Source organism: Mesotoga sp. UBA5825, assembly GCF_002432955.1.
GTDB lineage: Bacteria > Thermotogota > Thermotogae > Petrotogales > Kosmotogaceae > Mesotoga.
The window spans coordinates 1815-21190 of sequence record NZ_DJHG01000112.1; the positions used below are offsets into that span (position 1 = coordinate 1815).

At 46.9% G+C, this 19376-nt stretch carries 17 protein-coding genes and 1 riboswitch; of the genes, 9 read left to right on the forward strand and 8 right to left on the reverse strand.

The genetic code is table 11. The features are described from left to right. The 6 genes from pheT to B3N33_RS11240 form a co-directional block, all read right to left on the reverse strand. Positions 1-1391 (reverse strand): phenylalanine--tRNA ligase subunit beta (gene pheT, locus B3N33_RS11215; protein ID WP_292593391.1); only part of this gene is annotated, 1391 nt, incomplete at its 3' end. Beyond that, positions 1388-2419 (reverse strand): phenylalanine--tRNA ligase subunit alpha, encoded by a 1032-nt coding sequence (gene pheS, locus B3N33_RS11220; RefSeq protein ID WP_103134290.1) that lies wholly within the window; start codon positions 2417-2419, stop codon positions 1388-1390. The genes pheS and pheT, both read right to left, overlap by 4 nt. Before the next feature lie 33 nt (positions 2420-2452). Then, positions 2453-2875, reverse strand: coding sequence for a Fur family transcriptional regulator (locus B3N33_RS11225; RefSeq protein WP_103134291.1), 423 nt, complete (start codon positions 2873-2875; stop codon positions 2453-2455). 114 nt (positions 2876-2989) lie between these two features. Beyond that, entirely contained in the window at positions 2990-3871 is an 882-nt protein-coding gene (locus B3N33_RS11230; RefSeq protein WP_214061216.1) for a hypothetical protein, read from the reverse strand. Between the two features lie 39 nt (positions 3872-3910). Continuing rightward, entirely contained in the window at positions 3911-4405 is a 495-nt protein-coding gene (locus B3N33_RS11235; protein ID WP_099829506.1) for a hypothetical protein, read from the reverse strand. Continuing rightward, positions 4398-4958 (reverse strand): RNA polymerase sigma factor, encoded by a 561-nt coding sequence (locus B3N33_RS11240; RefSeq protein ID WP_099829507.1) that lies wholly within the window; start codon positions 4956-4958, stop codon positions 4398-4400. The genes B3N33_RS11235 and B3N33_RS11240 overlap by 8 nt, the downstream gene beginning before the upstream one ends. 268 nt (positions 4959-5226) lie before the next feature. Here B3N33_RS11240 and B3N33_RS11245 point away from each other — a divergent pair, with 268 nt between their 5' ends. Together B3N33_RS11245 and nth are read left to right on the forward strand one after the other, a co-directional pair. Then, positions 5227-6645: an aminopeptidase gene (locus B3N33_RS11245; protein WP_214061217.1), complete on the forward strand. Its 1419-nt coding sequence runs from the start codon at positions 5227-5229 to the stop codon at positions 6643-6645. Further along, positions 6638-7285 carry an endonuclease III gene (gene nth / locus B3N33_RS11250; RefSeq protein WP_214061218.1) on the forward strand — a complete coding sequence of 216 codons (648 nt, stop codon included), beginning with the start codon at positions 6638-6640 and terminating at the stop codon, positions 7283-7285. The genes B3N33_RS11245 and nth overlap by 8 nt, the downstream gene beginning before the upstream one ends. Here the strand turns inward: nth and B3N33_RS11255 are convergent. Together B3N33_RS11255 and B3N33_RS11260 are read right to left on the reverse strand one after the other, a co-directional pair. Next, the gene (locus B3N33_RS11255) at positions 7230-8759 is read right to left on the reverse strand and encodes an ABC transporter permease (protein WP_292593395.1); all 1530 of its coding nucleotides are present in this window, start codon (positions 8757-8759) and stop codon (positions 7230-7232) included. The genes nth and B3N33_RS11255 overlap by 56 nt on opposite strands. A gap of 40 nt (positions 8760-8799) precedes the next feature. Next, on the reverse strand, positions 8800-9777 hold the full coding sequence (locus tag B3N33_RS11260) for a thiamine ABC transporter substrate-binding protein (RefSeq protein ID WP_214078076.1): 978 nt from the start codon (positions 9775-9777) through the stop codon (positions 8800-8802). Between the two features lie 29 nt (positions 9778-9806). Continuing rightward, a riboswitch (TPP riboswitch) is annotated at positions 9807-9907 on the reverse strand. Positions 9908-9953: 46 nt separating this feature from the next. Between B3N33_RS11260 and B3N33_RS11265 the strand changes: the two genes are divergently transcribed. The 7 genes from B3N33_RS11265 (at position 9954) to B3N33_RS11295 (ending at position 19218) form a co-directional block, all read left to right on the forward strand. After that, entirely contained in the window at positions 9954-11180 is a 1227-nt protein-coding gene (locus B3N33_RS11265) for a nicotinamide-nucleotide amidohydrolase family protein (RefSeq protein ID WP_214078075.1), read from the forward strand. Further along, positions 11156-14191 (forward strand): transcription-repair coupling factor, encoded by a 3036-nt coding sequence (mfd, locus tag B3N33_RS11270; RefSeq protein WP_214078074.1) that lies wholly within the window; start codon positions 11156-11158, stop codon positions 14189-14191. Before B3N33_RS11265 ends, mfd begins: the two co-directional genes overlap by 25 nt. Next, positions 14184-15503 (forward strand): tRNA uridine-5-carboxymethylaminomethyl(34) synthesis GTPase MnmE, encoded by a 1320-nt coding sequence (gene mnmE / locus B3N33_RS11275; protein ID WP_292593399.1) that lies wholly within the window; start codon positions 14184-14186, stop codon positions 15501-15503. Before mfd ends, mnmE begins: the two co-directional genes overlap by 8 nt. Positions 15504-15508: 5 nt before the next feature. After that, positions 15509-16246, forward strand: coding sequence for a hypothetical protein (locus tag B3N33_RS11280; protein ID WP_214060219.1), 738 nt, complete (start codon positions 15509-15511; stop codon positions 16244-16246). A gap of 143 nt (positions 16247-16389) precedes the next feature. Continuing rightward, positions 16390-17583, forward strand: a complete 1194-nt coding sequence (locus B3N33_RS11285) for a trans-sulfuration enzyme family protein (RefSeq protein WP_214078072.1) — start codon at positions 16390-16392, stop codon at positions 17581-17583. Continuing rightward, positions 17583-18536: an MDR/zinc-dependent alcohol dehydrogenase-like family protein gene (locus tag B3N33_RS11290; RefSeq protein ID WP_099829516.1), complete on the forward strand. Its 954-nt coding sequence runs from the start codon at positions 17583-17585 to the stop codon at positions 18534-18536. Before B3N33_RS11285 ends, B3N33_RS11290 begins: the two co-directional genes overlap by 1 nt. Positions 18537-18555: 19 nt before the next feature. Next, a complete protein-coding gene (locus B3N33_RS11295; RefSeq protein WP_292593403.1) occupies positions 18556-19218 on the forward strand; it encodes a YjjG family noncanonical pyrimidine nucleotidase in 663 nt (220 codons plus the stop codon). Positions 19219-19376 lie beyond the last annotated feature (158 nt).

The following is a 19376-nucleotide window of genomic DNA, read 5'->3' on the forward strand; positions in this document are numbered from 1 at the left end:
CTGCCGATCTCTTCAACAAGATCAATTTCCAGTTTTGTGTCGTATGCTCGAAAAGCAGGTGGTCTTACCTTCCAGCCATCATCTGTGCGCTCGACTGAAAACTCCAGGCTTTCAAGTATTCTGCCGATCTTCTCTGGCGGAACTGCTCCTCCAAGTCTCTCACTTACGTACGACTCTCTTAGCTTTATATGCTGAAGCTCGGGCACCCTTCCGGCATCGACGATGTTCGAACCTACGTTCGCGCTACAGAGCTGCTTCATTAGATCGGCCAGTCGTCTTATCACGTAAATCGAATCTTCGTAGTCTATACCTCTCTCAAATCTGTACGAACTGTCTGTAGAGATCCCAAGCTTCCTTGCAGTCTTTCGGATTCTCACGGGATCAAACACGGCAACCTCTAGCAGAACTCTTTTCGTAGTTGAATAGACGCCCGATTCCTCACCACCCATAACTCCCGCAAGGGCTAGAGGGGTTTCGCCATTTGTGATCAGCATATCGTTGTTATCAAGCTCCACGGTTTTTCCGTCGAGGAGTTCCAGCTTTTCTCCGTTTCTTGCCTTGCGAACAACTATTTCGGTTGATCCAATCTTCTCCACGTCGAATGCGTGAACAGGATGACCGGTCTCAAGCATCACGTAATTCGTTATATCCACTACGTTGTTTATCGGCCTGAGACCTGCCGCAACCAGTCTCTTCTTCATCCAGAGAGGAGACTCGCCGATTTTCACATGGTCCACCAGAAGGGCCGTGTATCTGATACAGCCATTGTCGTTCAGCTTCACCTTCAGAAAAGGATCATCTCCGGTCTGAATCGACTCATCCACTTCAGGTCTCGTGATCTTCTTTTCAAAGATCGCACCTAGTTCTCTCGCCAATCCAACGACAGAGAGACAGTCTCCCCGGTTGGCCGTCAATTCCACTTCGACCACCGGCGAGTCGAGCCCAAGCAGTTCAACCACGGAATCCCCCGGTCGACCTTCTTCAAGTCTCAATATAGTAAGTGATTTGTCCTCCAGACCCAACTCCTCAAGAGAAAGGAACATTCCTTCCGATTCAACTCCAAGGAACTCCTTTTTCTCGATCTTCATTCCTGAAAGAGAGGAGCCTTCAGGCAACACGGCGACTGTTTCGCCTTTCTTGACAGTCAAGTCTGCTGTAACCACAGTTATCTTACGAGCACCGATGTCAATCTCGGTTATTTGAAGCCTTTCACTCTCAGGGTGAATACCTGTTGAAACAATCCTTCCCACCAATGCTCCCTCGACATAACTCCAGGGATACTCAACACCTGCAACTTCAGTACCGCTCAGTGATAAGCTATTGCCGAGTTCCTCAGGGGATTTGTCGCTTATATCAATGAAGTCACCAAGCCATTCGAGATACAGTCTCATATTACAGCCCTCCTGTAACCCCTAAGGAAGCGTCTATCGTTCCGAAGAAGGTCCCTGATGTCTTCAAGATCGTACTTCAGCATCGCAATTCTCTCAAGACCCGTTCCGGCAGCAAAACCACTCCAGACTTCAGGATCGTATCCTACGCTCTTAAATACGTTCGGATGTACCATGCCTGCTCCAAGGATCTCTAGCCATCCACTGCCTCCACAACTTCTGCAGCCTTCTCCGTTGCAGATCCCGCAACTCACATCGACTTCAAAGCTCGGCTCCGTAAACGGGAAGAAGCTGGGACGTAATCTGATCTTCCTGTTATCGCCAAAGAGCCTCTTGACAAAATGGTCTAGCGAGCCCTTCAAATGGCTTACCGATACTCCCTTATCCACGAACAGGATCTCAAACTGATGGAACATAGGAAGATGAGTAGCGTCGGGAGTGTCCTTTCTATAACAGGTCCCAGGCGCGAATATCGCGAGAGGCGGGTTTCTTGACTCCATTGTCCTTATCTGAACGGGAGAAGTATGCGTTCTGAGGAGTCTGCCGTCTTCAAGATAGAAAGTATCCTGCATGTCTCTTGCGGGGTGCCACTCAGGAGTGTTCAAAGCCTCGAAGTTGTAGTAGGTTGTCTCAATCTCCGGACCCGTCGTTACCTCGAAACCCATGCTTACCCAGATACTCTGGACCTCTTCCATTGTCTGGCTGATCAAGTGTAGAGAACCTATATCCCTCTTCTTGCCCGGAATTGTGTAATCGAGCCTCTCGGATTTCTCTCGTTCTATCCTGGCCGTTTCTTCAAGTTCGTTTCTGCGAGTACTCAGAGCCTCTTCAATCGCATTCTTATACTCGTTGACCGTCTTTCCAAACTCTCTTCTCTCCTCAGGAGGAATCTCTTTCAACTTCTTCATAAGCGAGGTTATCAAACCCTGCTTCCCGACGAGCCTGGATTTCTCTTCCTGAAGTGAGTTTAAATCAGATATTTTCATCACTCTAGTGAGGACTTCTTCCAGATTAATGTCTAGTCCTTTCATTATTGCACCCCCAAGAAGCGTTTGAAGTTATCGTTATCTTGTCTTGCAGTCTGAACAAGAGCCCTTGTAGATGACCTCGAGCGACTTCACCTCGAAATCGTTCAGTTCAGGAGGAAGTCTTCTCATGCAAGCTTCAAAGTATTTGATTGGGATGTCGAAGACTCTACCGCAGGTATTGCATATGAAGTGACTATGAGGCTTGAGATTAGGATCGTATCGCCTGGAAGTCTTAGTTACAGCAATAGCCCTAATGATTCCTTCCTTTTCAAGAACTTCCATTACGTTATAGACTGTAGCCATTGAGATATTTGGATAAAGTTCTAAAGCAGATCTAAAAACTTCCTCAGCTCCCGGATGACCTTCATGATCTCTGAGAATCCGGATTATCGCAACTCTCTGAGGAGTGATCCTGTAGCCCCTGCTCTTGAGAAGAGCTATCGTCTCCTTGATCTCCATAATTCTATAGCCTCCAAAAAAGGTTTGATTGATTATACAACAAAATTCATTCAATTTAGAAAAAGATTTATGAAAACCTCAATAAGACTTGCTTCTAGAAGAAGGCAGCTTCAATCAATAGAGGTCTTCAAGAAGAGCCTTCAGGGTTTTAGTATCCACCATCCCAAGAAGACTAACCGCTGAAGAGGCCGAGAGTTTCTCAATTGCATAGCTGAATCCGTTTGCTTCCGCCATCTGAGCAGAGAACTTCTGAAGGTAATCCGGCTCAGAATTGAAAGAGAAGTACAGGACCATTCGTCCGAATTCCGGAGAGTACATGAGAAGTGTGTACAGATAGGTCTTACCATCAGTTGCGAAATCCATTGAAGACCATGCGAAATGCCTTTCGAGCATAGCTTCAGAAAAATAGACCGGCGGACGAACAATAATCATGCCGTCGGTAGCATTTGAAAGCTTGGTCAGAGCTTCATGAGACATCTCTGAGTAGTTTCTATAACTTGCACTAATTGAATGAAATGGATAAGACTTGACGAGCTTAAGAAGTCTATAGTTATCGTCATAAGTAACATCAAATGAGAGATCACCCGAGGAAATCGTAATCTTTCTGCCGCTTGGCAAATCAAGAAAGAGATTGATCGTATAAGATTTGCTATTCACTAGATCCACGAAATTGTCTTCGAAATCCTTTATCTTTGTTATCGGCTCAAAGGCAACGCTTCGCGTTCGGAAAATGGCATAATGGCCCGAGCTATTCCTAACCCAACCAAACTCACCCTTCGTTGTCGAGTAAGAAGTGACCAGCTTGTACGGACCAGATTTTATTACTCGCTCGTTCTTCGCAGTAGTAACTATTCCGCTCTCTTGTACGTATCTGTCTACTTCATACGAAGAGTTCTTGAGTGCATTAACAAGCGTCGTTAACTCTTCAACAGCATCCTTTCCAACCGCCAGCCCGACAGTAAGCAATAGGACAACGAGTACGGACAGCTTTTTCACGGCGATTTCACTCCTTTTGTGTCTTAGAGCGCGTATAGATCAATAAGTTGTGTTGATTCCGGAGATCTCAAAGTCATTGTTCACAGACGATTCATTCAGGAAGCCCAGAGAACGTTCCATCTCTTTCTCCATGACCACAATATCATTCATCTGTGAATCAGCATGCGAGAAAACAGTCAAATTAACCCTGAGTCTCTCGTTCAGAGTCGAACTGTAACCAAGAACGTTTGCAAGTTGATAGAGATCGCCCTTTTTCTTGATTAGAATCGTATTGCCAGTGAAGAATGATACTGAAAACAGACCAAGAACTAGACATGCGGCCACAGTTCCGAGCATCTTGTAGGGTCTGCTCTTTAGCTTCTTGATCTTGCCAACAGTCCTCTTCTTAAGCTCATCAGAAGGTCTGTAAGAGCAGCTTTCCTTAAGAGCTCCAATCACCTTCACATAACTCCTAATTTCCTTCTTCTCATCTACCCTCATTTCCTCTAAAGGGATCTCGCGATCCAAAATGCGGACAAATCTCAGTTCATCCAATGTAACCTACCTCCTCGAGCATCTCCTTGAGTCGCTTTCTTGCATAGTGTAACCTGCTTTTCACCGTTCCGACCGGCTTTTCAAGTATATCGGCGATCTCCTCGTACGACAGGTCATCTATGTCTCTCAACTTAATCAGCAAACGATCATCTTCGGAAAGCTTGCCAACCACTAACATGAGTTCTTCAAAAGAAATCTCGTCCATAACTTCCCCAAAAACGTTCGTAGTTGCCGGCGGCTCAAATGTTACTTTGTCTTCGCTCTCTACGAAATCAGTCAAGAACTCGTTGTTCCGTTTTCTCTTGGCCAATGTGTCTTTGCAAACATTCACCGCAATCCTGTATAACCAAGTCGATAGTTTGGCGTCTCCACGGAACTTCTTGACGTTCTTGAAGACTTTTATAAAGACTTCCTGGATAACATCTTCTACATCATCATATCCAAGATACGATTTGATAACACTACCCAATCTCGGGGCGTAGTCATCATACAAGACTTCGTATGCCCAAACTTTCTTCTTCTTCAGTCCGTCTAGTAGCTTCTTTTCGTCCAACCATACCACCCTAATCTGTTCTATATGACGATGGAGAAGCGAACAGGGTTCAACTTCGCAAGTTAATTATACTAATTAATCGAGATTAATCATATCAATCCATTATAGACTGCAAATTCTTTTTACATGCGAATCATAAAATGAAAATAGCAAAACGCAGGAGCTCGACCTGTGTAAGAGAAGCAAATCAATGCAGGTCGAAAAAAACAAGCAAATCCGATAAAATTAAAGACGTTGGAACGAAACAGACTTTCATGGAGGTGAAGTATTGAAAAAGGAAGAAGTCAAGAAGCTCGGTGAAAAGCTTACTTTGAAGAAGAAGAACGCCTGGTTTACGCTCGACAGAGATGCGGTCTTTGCCTATTCAAAAGATTATATGAACTTCATTGGCAAATCTGTAACAGAACGTCTGGCTGTCAGACATCTTGTGGACCTTCTCCAGAAAAATGGTTTCAAACCCCTCTCTTCATTCGAGGAAAGCGGCGTTAAAAAGGGTGACCGCATATTCATCACCAAAGGCGGCAAGGCGCTAATTGCAGCAGTCATCGGTGAAGACCTCAAGGACGGTATCGACATGATTGCAGCTCACCTCGATGCCCCCAGATTGGATCTCAAGCCGAGTCCTCTTGTAGAAGATTCGGAGCTTGCAATGCTCAAGACACATTACTACGGAGGAGTCAAGAAGTATCAGTGGCTAAACATACCTTTGGCCTTCGTAGGTACGGTAGTCAAGAGCAATGGAGAATCTGTTGATGTCTCTATTGGAATGAGCAGCGATGATCCTGTATTCGTGATTTCCGATCTTCTCCCTCATTTGGACAACAGGGAAGGCGATTTCAGAAAGGTCTTTCAAGGAAAGGATCTCAATGCCATGTCCGGATCTATTCCTATAACGGACGTCAAAGACTTTGAGAATCCAGTGAAGCTGATGTTCCTTAATCTGTTGTATGAAAAGTACGGACTTGTTGAAGAAGACTTCTTTTCTGCGGACATCCAGCTTGTGCCGGCTATCGAACCGAGGGAAGTTGGACTTGATCGATCTATGATCGGTGCTTACGCGCATGATGATAGGGTCTGTTCATACACTGCTATAACAGCACTCAAGGATATGTCTTCAATAGAGAACCCAAAGAGGACTGCAATGGTCCTTCTCTTCGACAGGGAGGAGATAGGAAGTGAAGGCGTTACAGGAGCAAAGGGGCGGTTTTGGGTCGCCTTTATCGAGAAGCTTCTCAATCTTTCTGGAGAGAAGGGGCTTTACGAGATCGACTTCCTTCTCGAGAAATCCAGAATGATATCGGGAGATGTTGCCGCCGGATTTGACCCGACCTTCAAGGATGCTCACGATCAAACAAATGCAGCAAGATTCGGATATGGAATTGCAATATTGAAATACACGGGCTCCAGAGGAAAGTCAGGAACCAGCGAAGCCAGTGCGGAGTTCATGGGCTATGTGCGAAACCTTCTGAACGAGAAGGGAGTGCACTGGCAGAGTACGATCTTAGGAGAAGTCGATAGGGGCGGCGGAGGGACAGTTGCGAAATTCTTCGCCGAAAGGGGCGTCACCGTAGTCGATGCAGGAACGCCGGTTTTCGGAATGCATTCACCATTTGAGATTCTCTCAAAGGTGGACCTATACGAAACATATAGAGCATACAAAGCCTTCCTGGAGGGAGGCGATGTCTAGGTCTGACTGCTCACCTACGGCAGTGTCGGAATGGATAGTAGAAAACTTTCCTAGAGGTCGCGACTATGAAGAACCTTTCAAGGTTTTGGTGAGCACAATATTGAGTCAGCGCACAAGAGATGAGAATACCGAGGAAGCCTCACGCAGGCTTTTCTCGGTTTATCCCGATCCTGAATCGCTTATGAAAGCTCTCCCGGAAGACCTGTACGAGCTGATAAAAGCATCCGGGATGTACAGGCAGAAGGCTTCCAGAATAATCAACTGCGCAAGAATAGTCGTAGAAAACTTTGGAGGGGTTGTCCCCGATACCCTTGAAGAGCTTGTTACAATTCCCGGAGTTGGCAGAAAGACGGCTAACATCGTTCTAAACGTTTCATTTGGAAGGGAGGCCCTGGCAGTTGACACCCATGTTCACAGAATCGCAAATAGACTGGGATGGGTGAAGACGAAGAGGCCCGACGACACCGAATTTGCTCTGATGAAGATCTTGCCGCCCAAGATATGGGGGCCGGTGAACGGGTCAATGGTTGAGTTCGGCAGGGAGATCTGCAGACCTGTAGGCCCAAAGTGCGACATTTGTGGAATCAGGGAGTGCTGCGACTACTTCTCTCAGGTCTTTGTGCAAACCACCGGGAGATAGCGACAACGGAGATAATTATAATTCCCAAGGCCGAACTTAAGAACCTTGCCTCCAGTAGATAGCGGCTTCCGTTCAGTCTGTAGATGGCAACGGCAAAGGTAGGGAAGTCTTTGCTACCGAGTATTAGCGATCCGCCAAATTCGCCCATAGAAATGGCGAAGACCACCGTTGCAGCGTAAATAATCGTGCTTCTAAAGAAAGGGATTATCATATACCATACGCGTGCAAGTTTCGAAGCACCGTCGAGTTGCGCCGCCTCAAGGAAGGCAAGCTCAGCACCGATCACCTGGCCACTTATGTAGTTCAAAGCAACGGGCAACGAAATCACAATGTAAAGCAGCACCAGCAGCAGTGGAACAGGGAAACTCCCAAATGCTGTGAGATACGAAACAGCTAGAATCGAAGGTGTTACGGACAGAGCTATCAAAGACACTATTCTCAGATATCTCGATCCTCGAGTGGTGTGCCTTGCTTGCCACGAAAGAAAAAAGGCGATTGTTACCGTCACAACGGCTGCAAGAAATGAAAGCGTTATTGAATTGACCAATGTGTTGACCAATCCCGTGCCGAGAAGCACGATCTTTTCTGTAAACAGCTTCGTTATCCTCTCGAAGATGAATTCCTTTCTGGTCCAGTCGTAGAATGAACTGAAGAGAGCGCCTAGAATCGGTATCCACTCGAAGAGAACAAATATCCATGAGTAGATGCCCGTGAATCTGTTCTTTTCCAGATACTGCTCACCATGTTCAAAGGGCGAACTCTTCTCGCTCAGCGAAATGAGTAATCCGAAAACCATAATAAATGCGAACTGAACTGCGGCAAGAACGACTGCATTCTGCGGTGCAGCCAAAAGCCTGAAATTCATATAGATTGAAACTTCCAGGGTAGCGAATTGCGCCCCGCCCAATACAAGAACAACGGCAAAAGAGGTGAAACAGTAAGTGAAGATCAGAAGCGCGGAATTGATAATTGCCGGTGTAACAAGAGGTAGTTCTACTCGCAGAAGTCTTCGTATCCTCCCCGATCCGTCTATCTTAGAACTTTCCAGCACATCTGAAGGCAAATTTCTGAGCGCATTCCCAAGAACTAGTATAACTATTGGTGCGTTATAGAAGACGTGTCCAAGTAAGACTGCTCCAAGAGAATAAAGAATCTGTACCCTCTCCAGACCGGCAAAAGACATCAGGTTGTTGAAGAGTCCATTTCTGCCGTAAACTGCCAGGAAGCCTATTGCCATCGATATGCTGGGAAAGAAGAACGGTATATAGGTTGTTATTCCCAATAGACGTGAAAGACGACCGTTGCTTCTGGCATAGTGAACTGCCGCCGGGAAACCGACGATCATTGCCAGAAATGTACTTAGAAGCGCCTGCTTGACCGTGAACCCGGCAATCGACCTGAACGAGGGCGACGAAATCACTGAAAAAATCGTATCTAACTCTAGATTACCGAAGGCAAAGAATAACGGCAGCAAAACAACGGCCGCGATCCCAACTGCAGATATTGTCAGAAATTTACCTTTCGTATATTACCGCTTCCCACTTGGAGATGAGTTCGGAAAGATCCACCTCGGCAGATAGTTTCAGAATCTTCTCCGGTTTGACGGCATAATCGAAGGCCGGGGGCATCTCTACGTCTATTACAGGGAACATCCACTGGTTAAGGGGAATATGACGCTGAAAGTCCTCACTCAGAAGAAAGTCCATGAACATTTCAGCATCGTGCAGATTTTTCGTCCATCTTATGATTCCCGCTCCCTCAATCTGGACGTAACCCCTGCCCTCTGGAATTATTGTCATATAGACCGATTCACCGTAATAATGCATTGAATATGCTCCATCCGTGGCATAAGAAACCATTATTGGAGCCTCTCCGGACTCGAATTTCTGGAAAGAGTCGTCCCACCCGAGAGAAACTGTGAGTATCGAGGGCTTGAAAGCCTGCCAGAATTCCTCAAATCGCTCGCCAAAAAGCAGATAAGTCCAAGCGAGGAAAGATAGACCGGTACTCGAGGTTCTGGGATCTTGAATAATCACGCTCCTTCGATACTCCGGCCCGGTTAGATCCCAAAGCGTTTCGATGGAATCTTTTATCTGGCTGGTATCACATATTAGCGCGATCCCTCCGAAATCATATGGGGTTAGTCTCCACTGACTATCGAGTAGAAGATCATTATCAAAGATCTTCTCATAGCCTAGGGGTCTGTAAGAAAGAAAGATACCTTCTTCGAAAGCACGTCTCGAAAGAAGGTTATCGATTCCAATCACGACATCTCCATCGAAATTCTCGCGCTCGGAAATAATCAAGCTCAGCAGAGAACCCGAATCTCCAACAGCGCGAAACTCAACTGCAATTCCCGTTTTTTCTGTAAACTTCGAAAAAGTCTCTTGCGCGAGCGGTTGAAGGGAATCGTATGAATATACCTTGAGCGGCAACACTGTCGAAAATGGAATGAAGAGGATCAATGATAAGACCAGAAATGCTCTTCTCATAAAAAACACCTCCTGCAGGAAATTACCGGAGGCGCTAGCCATGGCCTTCCCTACGCCGGTGCTAACCGGATCAGGTTCTTGGGGTCTGCTTTCAGCACTCTCAGCCTTCTGGGCTCCCCCGGCACTCAATTATAACACTACGCTTTTGGTGATACAATTGACCAGGAGGTGGTCGCTTGAAGGCTGCAATCCTTCTTACCGGGGACGAAATCACCAGAGGCGTGGTCAAAGACAGTAATGGAGGTTATCTCGCAGAGAGTCTTACGGCACTGGGATTTGAAGTCCAGTCAATCGTTGTAGTTCCGGACAGCAGGGAATACATAAGCCACGAGATAAAAACGGCTCTTAGTAGAGCTGATCTCCTCCTAATAACAGGAGGACTTGGAACCACATTCGATGACATTACTCTTCAGACTGTTGCCGACTATCTCGGCAGGGAGCTGAGCTTCGATAGCGAGTATTATTCTGCATTAGAAGAAAGCTTCCTTAAGCGGTTTTCCAGAGAAGCCCCTGCGGGACTGAAGAGGCAAGCTCTCGTTATGCAGGACTCGGTTCAGCTTCCGAACATCTCTGGTAGCGCCAGGGGATCATTTGTGAGAACAGAGAACAAGGAGATCGTTATTCTTCCCGGACCTCCGATGGAAATGGAAGCGGTCTTCATGGAAGCCCTCAAACACATTACTCTGCCGCCCAAGATGTTTTCTAGAACGATCGGATTCCTGGATCTTACTGAACCAGAAGTAGAAGACTTCACTGAGGAGATGCTTTCCAGGTTCTCTGGAGTAAAGTTCGTAACAAGAGTACGTTATTTCTCTGGTCCAACAGTGATCCTGTCCGCGAGTGACGAGTCTGTTCTCGAAGAGGTTTGCCGCCTCTTCTCCGAGCGGTGGAAAGGGTACATCTACACAACAAGCGGCGAGGAACTGGTTGAAGTGGTTGTCAAAGGGCTTCGGGAAAAGAACCTGACAATTTCCGTAGCGGAATCCTGTTCAGGAGGACGCCTTTCTGCACTTCTCACTTCGGTTCCCGGAGTCTCAGATGTCTTTTCTGGAGGCATCGTATCTTATTCGAACGAATCGAAGATGTCACTCCTGAAAGTCAGTGAGAACTCTTTGAGTCAACACGGTGCCGTCTCTGAAGAGGTGGCCTTCGAAATGGCCGCGGGGACAAGTCGTCTCTTCGGAACTGATGTGGGCCTTTCCGTCACTGGAATAGCAGGTCCTTCGGGAGGGTCAGATCTTAAACCCGTGGGCCTTGTCTGCTCTGCAGTGAGGATTGCAGATTCAATAGAGACCTACACCGACAGATTCAAGGGAGCCAGAGAGACAATCCAGCTAAGAGCTGCAAGCACTGTTTTGAAAAGGCTTTGGAGGTTGTTTTGGAACGAGTATTATATAGAGTAAACGACCCGATTTCCTGGGTCGAGAAGAAAATCGAAAAGTATTCTGCAACTGTAATCATTTTTCCCAGCGAGAGAATGCTGGAATCCTTCATCGACATACATTCCAAGCATGAGGGTGATGGATTCTTCTTCTCTCATGATGTCTTCCCATTTGAAGACGTCGGGACTTCTCCCAGGATAAGGTCTGAACGACTCGCGTTGCTCAGAAAGCTGCTTCTCGGAGAGCTCAGAACCGTGTATACGTCCTTCCATGGTCTTCTGAGAAAGACAGTGCCAATCGAAGTCTTCGAAGGCCTTTCGCTGAAGGTTGAAGTTGGAGGTCCGCTCACTCTCCACGAGGACCACCTGCAGAGTCTGGGATATTCCAGGGCGTTTTCCGTCACAATTCCCGGGGAATTTGCCGTTAGAGGAGGAATTGTCGACATCTTCATTCCTGGGACTGAAAGACCGATTAGAATAGACACTTTCGACAGAGAGATAGAATCGATCAGAAGTTTCGATCCGGCAACTCAGAAGAGTCTTCAAAGGCTGAATGAAGCTTATGTAACTCCTGCTGCTGAGGGCATCACCGCCTCACCGCACAGGGAACTCGCTCTGAAAAGAATTTCCAGCGCAGAAAAGGCAATTGGTGGCTCGGATGAGTTTCTTCGGGACCGCCTGGACACGATGGATACCATTGCAGGAATCTTCTACGAGCGGCAATCGATTCTTCTTGACTTTCTTGAAAACTACAACGTAGTCTTTGTCAATCCAGACGATGCGTTAGCTGAATTTGGGCGAAGAGAACGCGAGACTCTTGAACTCCTTTCGGACAAAGCTGTTAGAAAGTTCCTCTACATCAGATTCGGTGGAGTGTCCTCAGAAGTGCTACTGAAGTTGAAGGATTATTCCATCGTATCTGACGGAGAAGTCTCCTCTCTTGATTACGACTCGGAGCTCGGCGAGGAGCTTGAGATAATCAAGAGACCAAGGAGAGAAGAAGAGTTTTTGCCGAGAATACCGGTGGTTGACTGGACGGAGCTGGAAGAGGGAGATTTTGTTGTCCACAAGGAGTACGGCATTGGTCGTTATCTTGGAGTAAGAACAGTGGAGAACATTCTAGGAACCAGAGAGTATCTTCTCCTGGAATACAGAGATGCAAATAAGATCTACGTTCCGGTCGACAGGGTCGATCGTGTTCACAAATACATAGGAAACACCGAAGGAATTCAGTTGAACTCCTTGAGAGGTACTGCCTGGAACAGACAGAAATCGAAAGTGAAGAGAGAAGTGAAGGCTTTGATTGAAGAACTGTCAAACCTTTACGGCTCAAGAGAGGCCTCGTCAGGAATTCCTTTGATAGGCGAAAGCGAGATGGAGAAGAGCTTCAAAGAAAGCTTCCCGTATCTCGAGACAGAAGATCAGCAGAAGGCAGTCGAAGAAGTACTTGACGACCTGAGTACCAACAAGCCGATGGATCGTCTAATAAGTGGCGATGCTGGATACGGAAAAACCGAAGTGGCTCTGCGTGCAACCTTCAGAGCAGTTGTCTCCGGGAAACAGGTCGCTGTGATGGTCCCTACGACGGTTCTGGCCAGACAGCACTTCGATAACTTCGAAAGCAGGCTTAGCCCTTTTGGAATTAGGGTAGAGATTCTAGATAGATACAGGACCGACGCCCAGAGAAGCAAGCTCTTGAAAAGGCTTAAGAATGGACAGGTCGATGTCGTTGTAGGCACTCATTCTTTGCTCTCAAAGGAAATCGTATTCGCCGATCTTGGCCTGGTAGTAGTCGACGAAGAACAGCTCTTCGGCGTCCTCCAGAAAGAGCACTTCAAGAAGCTTCGGTTGCAGATACATGTTTTGTCGATGAGCGCCACGCCAATACCGAGAACTCTTTACATGTCTCTTTCGGGTCTCAGAGACCTCTCGGTAATATCTACTCCGCCCGCAGGAAGAACTTCGCCTGAGATATATGTAGGAGCGATAAATGAAAGGCTTATCAGAACGGCAGTACTGAGGGAGACCAACAGAGGCGGTCAAACGATCTTTGTTCACAATAGAGTCGCCGAACTGCCGGAGATTCTCGTGAAGCTGAGAGATCTTCTGCCGGAAGTCAAGATCGACGTTGCTCACGGTCAAATGAACAAGACGGCCTTTGAGCGTACGATAAGGGAATTCTACGTTGGTGAACTAGACATGCTTCTATGCACAACAATAATCGAAAGCGGTGTTGATGTCCCTAATGCCAATACATTGATTGTGAATGATTCCCAGAGATATGGATTGGCCCAACTTTACCAGTTGAGAGGTAGAGTCGGCAGGAGCAATCGGAGAGCCTTTTCATACTTTCTTTACGATCCAAAGAGACTGTCCGATCCTTCGAGAGAGAGGCTGAGGGCTTTGAAAGAGTTCTCGGGAGCCGGAAGCGGAATGAAGATCGCAATGCGGGATCTCGAGATAAGAGGGTTTGGAACGCTGCTTGGCGCAGAGCAACATGGAAACATCAACTCGGTCGGACTGTACCTCTATCGTGAAATGGTAGATAAGGCTATGAAAGAGCTAAGAGGGGAGTTCGAAATCGGTGTCGAGGAAAGGACTGTAGATACGGAACTGAAGAATATTCCGTTCGATATGGTGATCCCTGAGGAGTATGTCTCCGATTCTATAGAGAGGTTGAAGATCTACAGAAGAATCGCAGCATGTAAAGAAGAGAGCGAAATCGACGAAATAGAAGCGGAACTGATAGATAGATTTGGCCGACTTCCTTCTCAAGTTGTCTCCCTTCTTGAAGCTTCGCGGATAAGACTTGGGGCATTCACTATGGGAATAAAGATCGTTGAGTACGATTCTCACTCGGAAAGCTTAGTTATGACTCACGGCGAAAACCATATCCGCGACTCTCTGGGAGTTAGGAGCCGCAGGTTAATTGTAAACGAAAGGGAAGGGAAATCCATTCTCTATGGAGTGCCCGAAAGACATCTGATGAAGACGCTGAAGACACTCTTCCATGGAGCTGAGAACATTGTTTGAGGATATCATTTGCGCACTTTCAACTCCCAGAGGAGTATCTGCAACGTCTGTTGTAAGATGCTCCGGTCCACGGGTACAAGAGAGAATCCGATACTTGATCTCAGGCCCGAGAAGTCTTCAACCACGAAGGGCATATGTAGCGGAATTTGTCGAAGGCGATCGCTTCATCGATGAGGTCGTCGTTGTTTTCTTTGAAGGCCCGGCTTCCTACACAGGCGAAGATATGCTTGAGATCTCGTTTCATGGAAACCCGATTATTGTGGAGAACGCTTTGGAAGCTCTGTTTCGTGCTGGCTCGAGAATGGCTCTCCCGGGGGAGTTCACAAAGAGGGCGGTTCTGAACGGGAAATTCGATCTTATCAAAGCCGAGGCGATAAACGCCCTTATCACTTCCAAAACAGAGAGAGCTCTGGAAGCAGCCGTGAAAAGCTTTACAGGAGGTCTCAGTGAAGAAGTAGTCTCTTTCAGGGAAAAGATGATTCGTCTTCTCGCCGCCGTTGAAGTTGAACTGAACTATCCTGATGAAGTTGAGACTGATTACTCCTCTCTGCGCGGTGAACTCCTGGATTTGAGGAATGAGATTGCCCATTTCGTGAACAGTTCCGAGAACGGGATAATACTCTCCCGGGGAATCAAAACCGCAATCGTAGGAGAGACAAATGTCGGAAAGTCTACTCTTCTCAACGCTTTGCTGAAACGCGATAGAGCGATAGTCTCAGATCTTCCCGGTACAACGAGGGATACTATTGAAGAAGATCTCAACATAGAAGGTGTTCTGTTTAACGTAGTGGATACCGCAGGAATACGGGAAGCAACAGATGCTGTGGAAGAGTTGGGAATCAAAAGGAGCTTGAAGGCAATCGAGGAAGCCGATTTAGTAATTCTACTGAGAGATCCTCATGACCAGGAAAACCGGGATCTAGAGGAAGATCTTCGAAATGGAAGGAAGCGACTTATTGTTGCAGCAAACAAATCCGATATTCGAAAGATCGAGAGCGGCTCTTACGATGTAATTATCAGCGCGAGAACCGGTGAAGGAATTAGAGATCTCGAGAAGCTCATGCTGAAGAAAACAGATGACATCACCTCGATTGAAGATTCCGTAATTATTAGCGCAAGGCAGAAACAGAAGCTTTCAGATTCGGTAGACTGCATTGACAAATCGATAGAAGCAATAGATAGTTTGATAACTGTCGACGTTGTGAGCACTATGATTGAGCAGGCCGCAAGAAGTCTCGACGAATTGTTGGGAACAAACGTTACAGAAGATTTGCTGAATAGGATTTTCAGCGATTTCTGTGTTGGGAAGTGATCTTAATGACTGGGATTCTCTTACTGCTAGCAGGTTCGGCCACGAGGTTTGTTCTTTCTCCGCTCTGGTACTTTCTGGCATGCACGCCGGCATATATTGTCTTCACCGTGCTGAGGAAGAGATTTGATTACCGCATACTAGCACTTGCTCCTTTGATCCCGATAGTCGCTGAGGTGATCGCCATACTTCTTGGCAATTTCAAGGCAGGCTTCCTTTTTGGAGACATAATCTGCATAATTACTGCACTACTTGGCATGGGAGACGAACGACCAAAAGAAAGACTGATCCGGGATTTGGGGCTCTCTGGAGCCGAAAACAGAATGCGCGTAAGCTCCATGTTCTATACATTCGGCAGAGTAGCCCAAATCGAGAAAGTAAACATGAGTCAGAGTTACGCCGTTATTCATGACAAAGCCTTTCGCTTCACGGTCGATATCCCCGGAAGCGGAAGGGTCACCATGGTTATTCCGATAGAGAAGATCGAAGAGGTTTCAGTCCATCTGAGCATGTCTTCGGGCGAGCTTTACCTTCCCTCTCTCAGAGACATGTTCCTCCCTGCCAGAAAGATAAAGATGATAGGCAAACCAAAAATAAGGGACTACTTCTTACTTGTGAGGACTTCAGAAGACACCTATTCCTTCTACGAAGAACCTGCGACAGTTCTGAGAATACAGGAGGAGATAGAAGCGGCAAGAAAAGAAACAGAGCAATTAGTGCAGAATCATCCGTCAACTTCCACTTAAAAAGACGGTTGCAGGCTATCGAATGATTGTACTTTCCAGCGAAGATTTTTTCACAACACTGCCAAGTTCTGGTTTCGGGAGCCATTGTTAGTCGCACTTCTCACTTGCTGCGCTATAATTCAATAAGAAGTGAGGTGGTAGATATGGAAGAATCGAGAGAATACCATTTTGACACTCTAGCAATACACGCTGCGGAGCAAGAGGACCAGAACCAGGCACTCAACTCTCCGATATACATGACTTCAACATTTACATTCACTGATTTGCAGCAAGCCGAAGATACCTTTTCCTTTAAGAGGCGGGCATACGTTTATACAAGAGGCGGTAATCCAACCATAAATCTTTTCGAACAGAGACTTGCCACTCTCGAGAACGGAGTGGACGGTGTAGCCTTCTCTTCAGGAATGGCAGCGATCAGTTCGGTGATTCTGTCCTTCTCGGGAGCTGGGGATTCTGTCCTTGCACACAGAAATCTCTACGGCTCAACGTTCGGGTTTCTGAACCACCTTATAGCGAAGTATGGGATCAATACGGACTTCATCGATATGACAGATCTCAACAATGTGGAAAGATCTATCACTCCGAACACAAGGGTGATGTTCCTCGAAACACCGACAAATCCGGCTCTAGAGATAATCGATATTGAGGGCCTTTGTGCCATTGCCCACTTGAAGGGCATAAAGGTGGTTGTCGACAACACGTTCGCAACCCCCGTATTCCAGAAACCTCTGGATTTCGGCGCGGACGTTGTGCTCCATAGTGCTACCAAGTACATATCGGGCCACGGAGACGTTGTTGGGGGAGTTGCGACCTCTAAGGACTTTGATTATATTCAGAAGCTGAAATTCGGATATATGTGTGAACTTGGAGGAGTCATCAGCCCTTTCAGCGCCTGGCTGCTACTAAGGGGCATGAAGACACTCGGGTTAAGGATGGAAAGGCATGAAAGAAACGCGACTGCAATAGCGGAATTCCTAAGAAAAAGGAAGGAAATCGAGAAGACTTCTTATCCGGGGTTCGAGGATCATCCAGGCCACAAATTGGCTGCCAGACAGATGGAAGGCTTCGGCGGAATTATCAGCTTCGAGTTGTGCGGACCAAAGGAAAACGCAGAGAAATTCGTCCAGGGCCTGAAGCTCATAAAACTGGCCGTTTCACTCGGAGATGCGGAGACTCTAGTAGAAGTACCTGCCATGATGACCCACAGAGACTATCCAGAGGAGGAACTTCATAGATTTGGGTTCTCAAGCAAGACAGTTAGAATATCAGCCGGTTTGGAGCATCACTCCGATCTTTTGGAGGACATCGAGGATGCTCTCGAGAAGGTCTACAAATAATGAAGGCGCTTATCTTTGATGAGACTCTGAGACTGAGAGAAGTACCTATTCCGGAAAGGCAACCGGGAACATCTCTTGTCAGGGTAAATCTCGCAGGTATCTGCAATACGGATATCGAAATAACAAAAGGCTACATGAACTTCCGAGGAATTCTCGGCCACGAGTTCCTCGGAACAGTGGTCGAAAGCGACACAAGTTTCCTAGTTGGAAAGAGAGTGGCATCCGAAATAAGCATACCCTGCAAGAAATGTGATCTGTGTGATATGGGACTTTTCAAGCACTGTAGAAACACAAGGACAATCGGCATTGCAGACTACGCGGGTACAATGGCCGAGTACGCCGTTCTGCCGGACGAGAACCTTCACACAATACCCGAGAAAGTTTCCGATAGAAAGGCGGTCTTTGTAGAACCATTGGCTGCAGCCGCCCATGTGCTCGAAAGTGTTGATTTCTCTTCAACTGACAGAGTCTGTCTTATTGGAGATGGGAAGCTTGGTATGCTTATATCGATGGTGCTTTCCGCGAGCGGAGTTGACCATGTACTTGTTGGCAAACACTCAGAGCGAATGAAGCTTCTCGGTGACAATAACAGAGCCTCCTTTGTAAGCGTAAACGAAGCGGACTCCTACGATAGAGACTTTGATGTGGTGGTCGAAGCAACGGGGAATCCCTACGGGCTGGCTTCTGCGTTGAAAGTAGTGAGGCCCCAGGGAAAGATCGTGCTTAAAAGCACCTATGAAGGAACTCCAGAAGTAGACATTACAAGTGTAGCTGTGAGAGAGATTCACCTTATTGGATCGAGGTGCGGGCCATTTGACAAAGCGATCTCGTTTCTTGAAAGCGGACTTGTTGACCCAACAACCCTTATAGCAAAGACGTTTTCCATTGACGAGTCGCTTGAGGCTTTTGAAGCAGCCAGAAGATCTCTCAAAATAATTATAAGGATGGATTAAACTGGACGGCATCTATAGAATGTACTTCTTTGATCTAGATCACACAATTCTCGATTTCGAGAGAAGTGAAATAGAAGCGCTTTTGGAGTTGTTCGACTCTAGAGGGATCGCGTTGTCTGAAGAACAACTCTCATTATACAGAGAAACAAACTCGAAGTGGTGGAGTTATCTTGCGCTTGGAGAAAAGACTAAGGATGAAGTCGTTCTTGGAAGGTTTGTGGATTATTGCAGCTCTATCGGAGTGAGCTTTAGTCCTGAAGAACTGAATGACGAATACCTGACCAGACTTTCAAAGAAGGCATACTTTCTCCCGGGCGCAAAAGATTTTCTCACAACGATGAGGCGCCGCGGAAAGAGAATGGCGGTAATAACGAACGGAGTATACCGCGTGCAACACAACAGATTCCTTTCTGCAGGCCTCCCTGAATTCTTCGAATTCTCTCTTTCCTCAGAAGAGGCCGGCGCTGCCAAACCCAACCCCGAAATCTTCTTCGTGGCAATGCGTAGGGCACGTGTTCAGAAGGATGAAGTCGTATACATTGGAGACAGTCTTGAGTCGGACTACAGAGGCGCAGAAAATGCGGGAATTGACTTCATATGGTTCGGCCCTCATGCTCGGAGGAATCGTGGCCCGATAAACGTAGCAAAGAGCTACGATGAACTACTTATGCTTCTTGTTTGAGTCGGAAAACGGTTTCTGGGTCCGGTCATGCACACGTGCGTAATAAATCGGGTCTAAGGTATGGGGTTTAGGGTCTAGTAAAAAACTAAAGACCTCCTCCGTCGTTTCCAAGATCATTGACGCATCCTTGGATAAAAACGAAACCCAGATCCCGTGCA

Excerpts from the sequence above, each read along its gene's own strand:
- B3N33_RS11285 (WP_214078072.1), top strand. The coding sequence starts at position 16,390 with ATGGAAGAATCGAGAGAATACCATTTTGACACTCTAGCAATACACGCT.
- B3N33_RS11295 (WP_292593403.1), top strand. The coding sequence starts at position 18,556 with ATGTACTTCTTTGATCTAGATCACACAATTCTCGATTTCGAGAGAAGT.
- B3N33_RS11280 (WP_214060219.1), top strand. The coding sequence starts at position 15,509 with ATGACTGGGATTCTCTTACTGCTAGCAGGTTCGGCCACGAGGTTTGTT.
- B3N33_RS11290 (WP_099829516.1), top strand. The coding sequence starts at position 17,583 with ATGAAGGCGCTTATCTTTGATGAGACTCTGAGACTGAGAGAAGTACCT.
- nth (WP_214061218.1), top strand. The coding sequence starts at position 6,638 with ATGTCTAGGTCTGACTGCTCACCTACGGCAGTGTCGGAATGGATAGTA.
- B3N33_RS11260 (WP_214078076.1), bottom strand. The coding sequence starts at position 9,777 with ATGAGAAGAGCATTTCTGGTCTTATCATTGATCCTCTTCATTCCATTT.
- pheS (WP_103134290.1), bottom strand. The coding sequence starts at position 2,419 with ATGAAAGGACTAGACATTAATCTGGAAGAAGTCCTCACTAGAGTGATG.
- B3N33_RS11225 (WP_103134291.1), bottom strand. The coding sequence starts at position 2,875 with ATGGAGATCAAGGAGACGATAGCTCTTCTCAAGAGCAGGGGCTACAGG.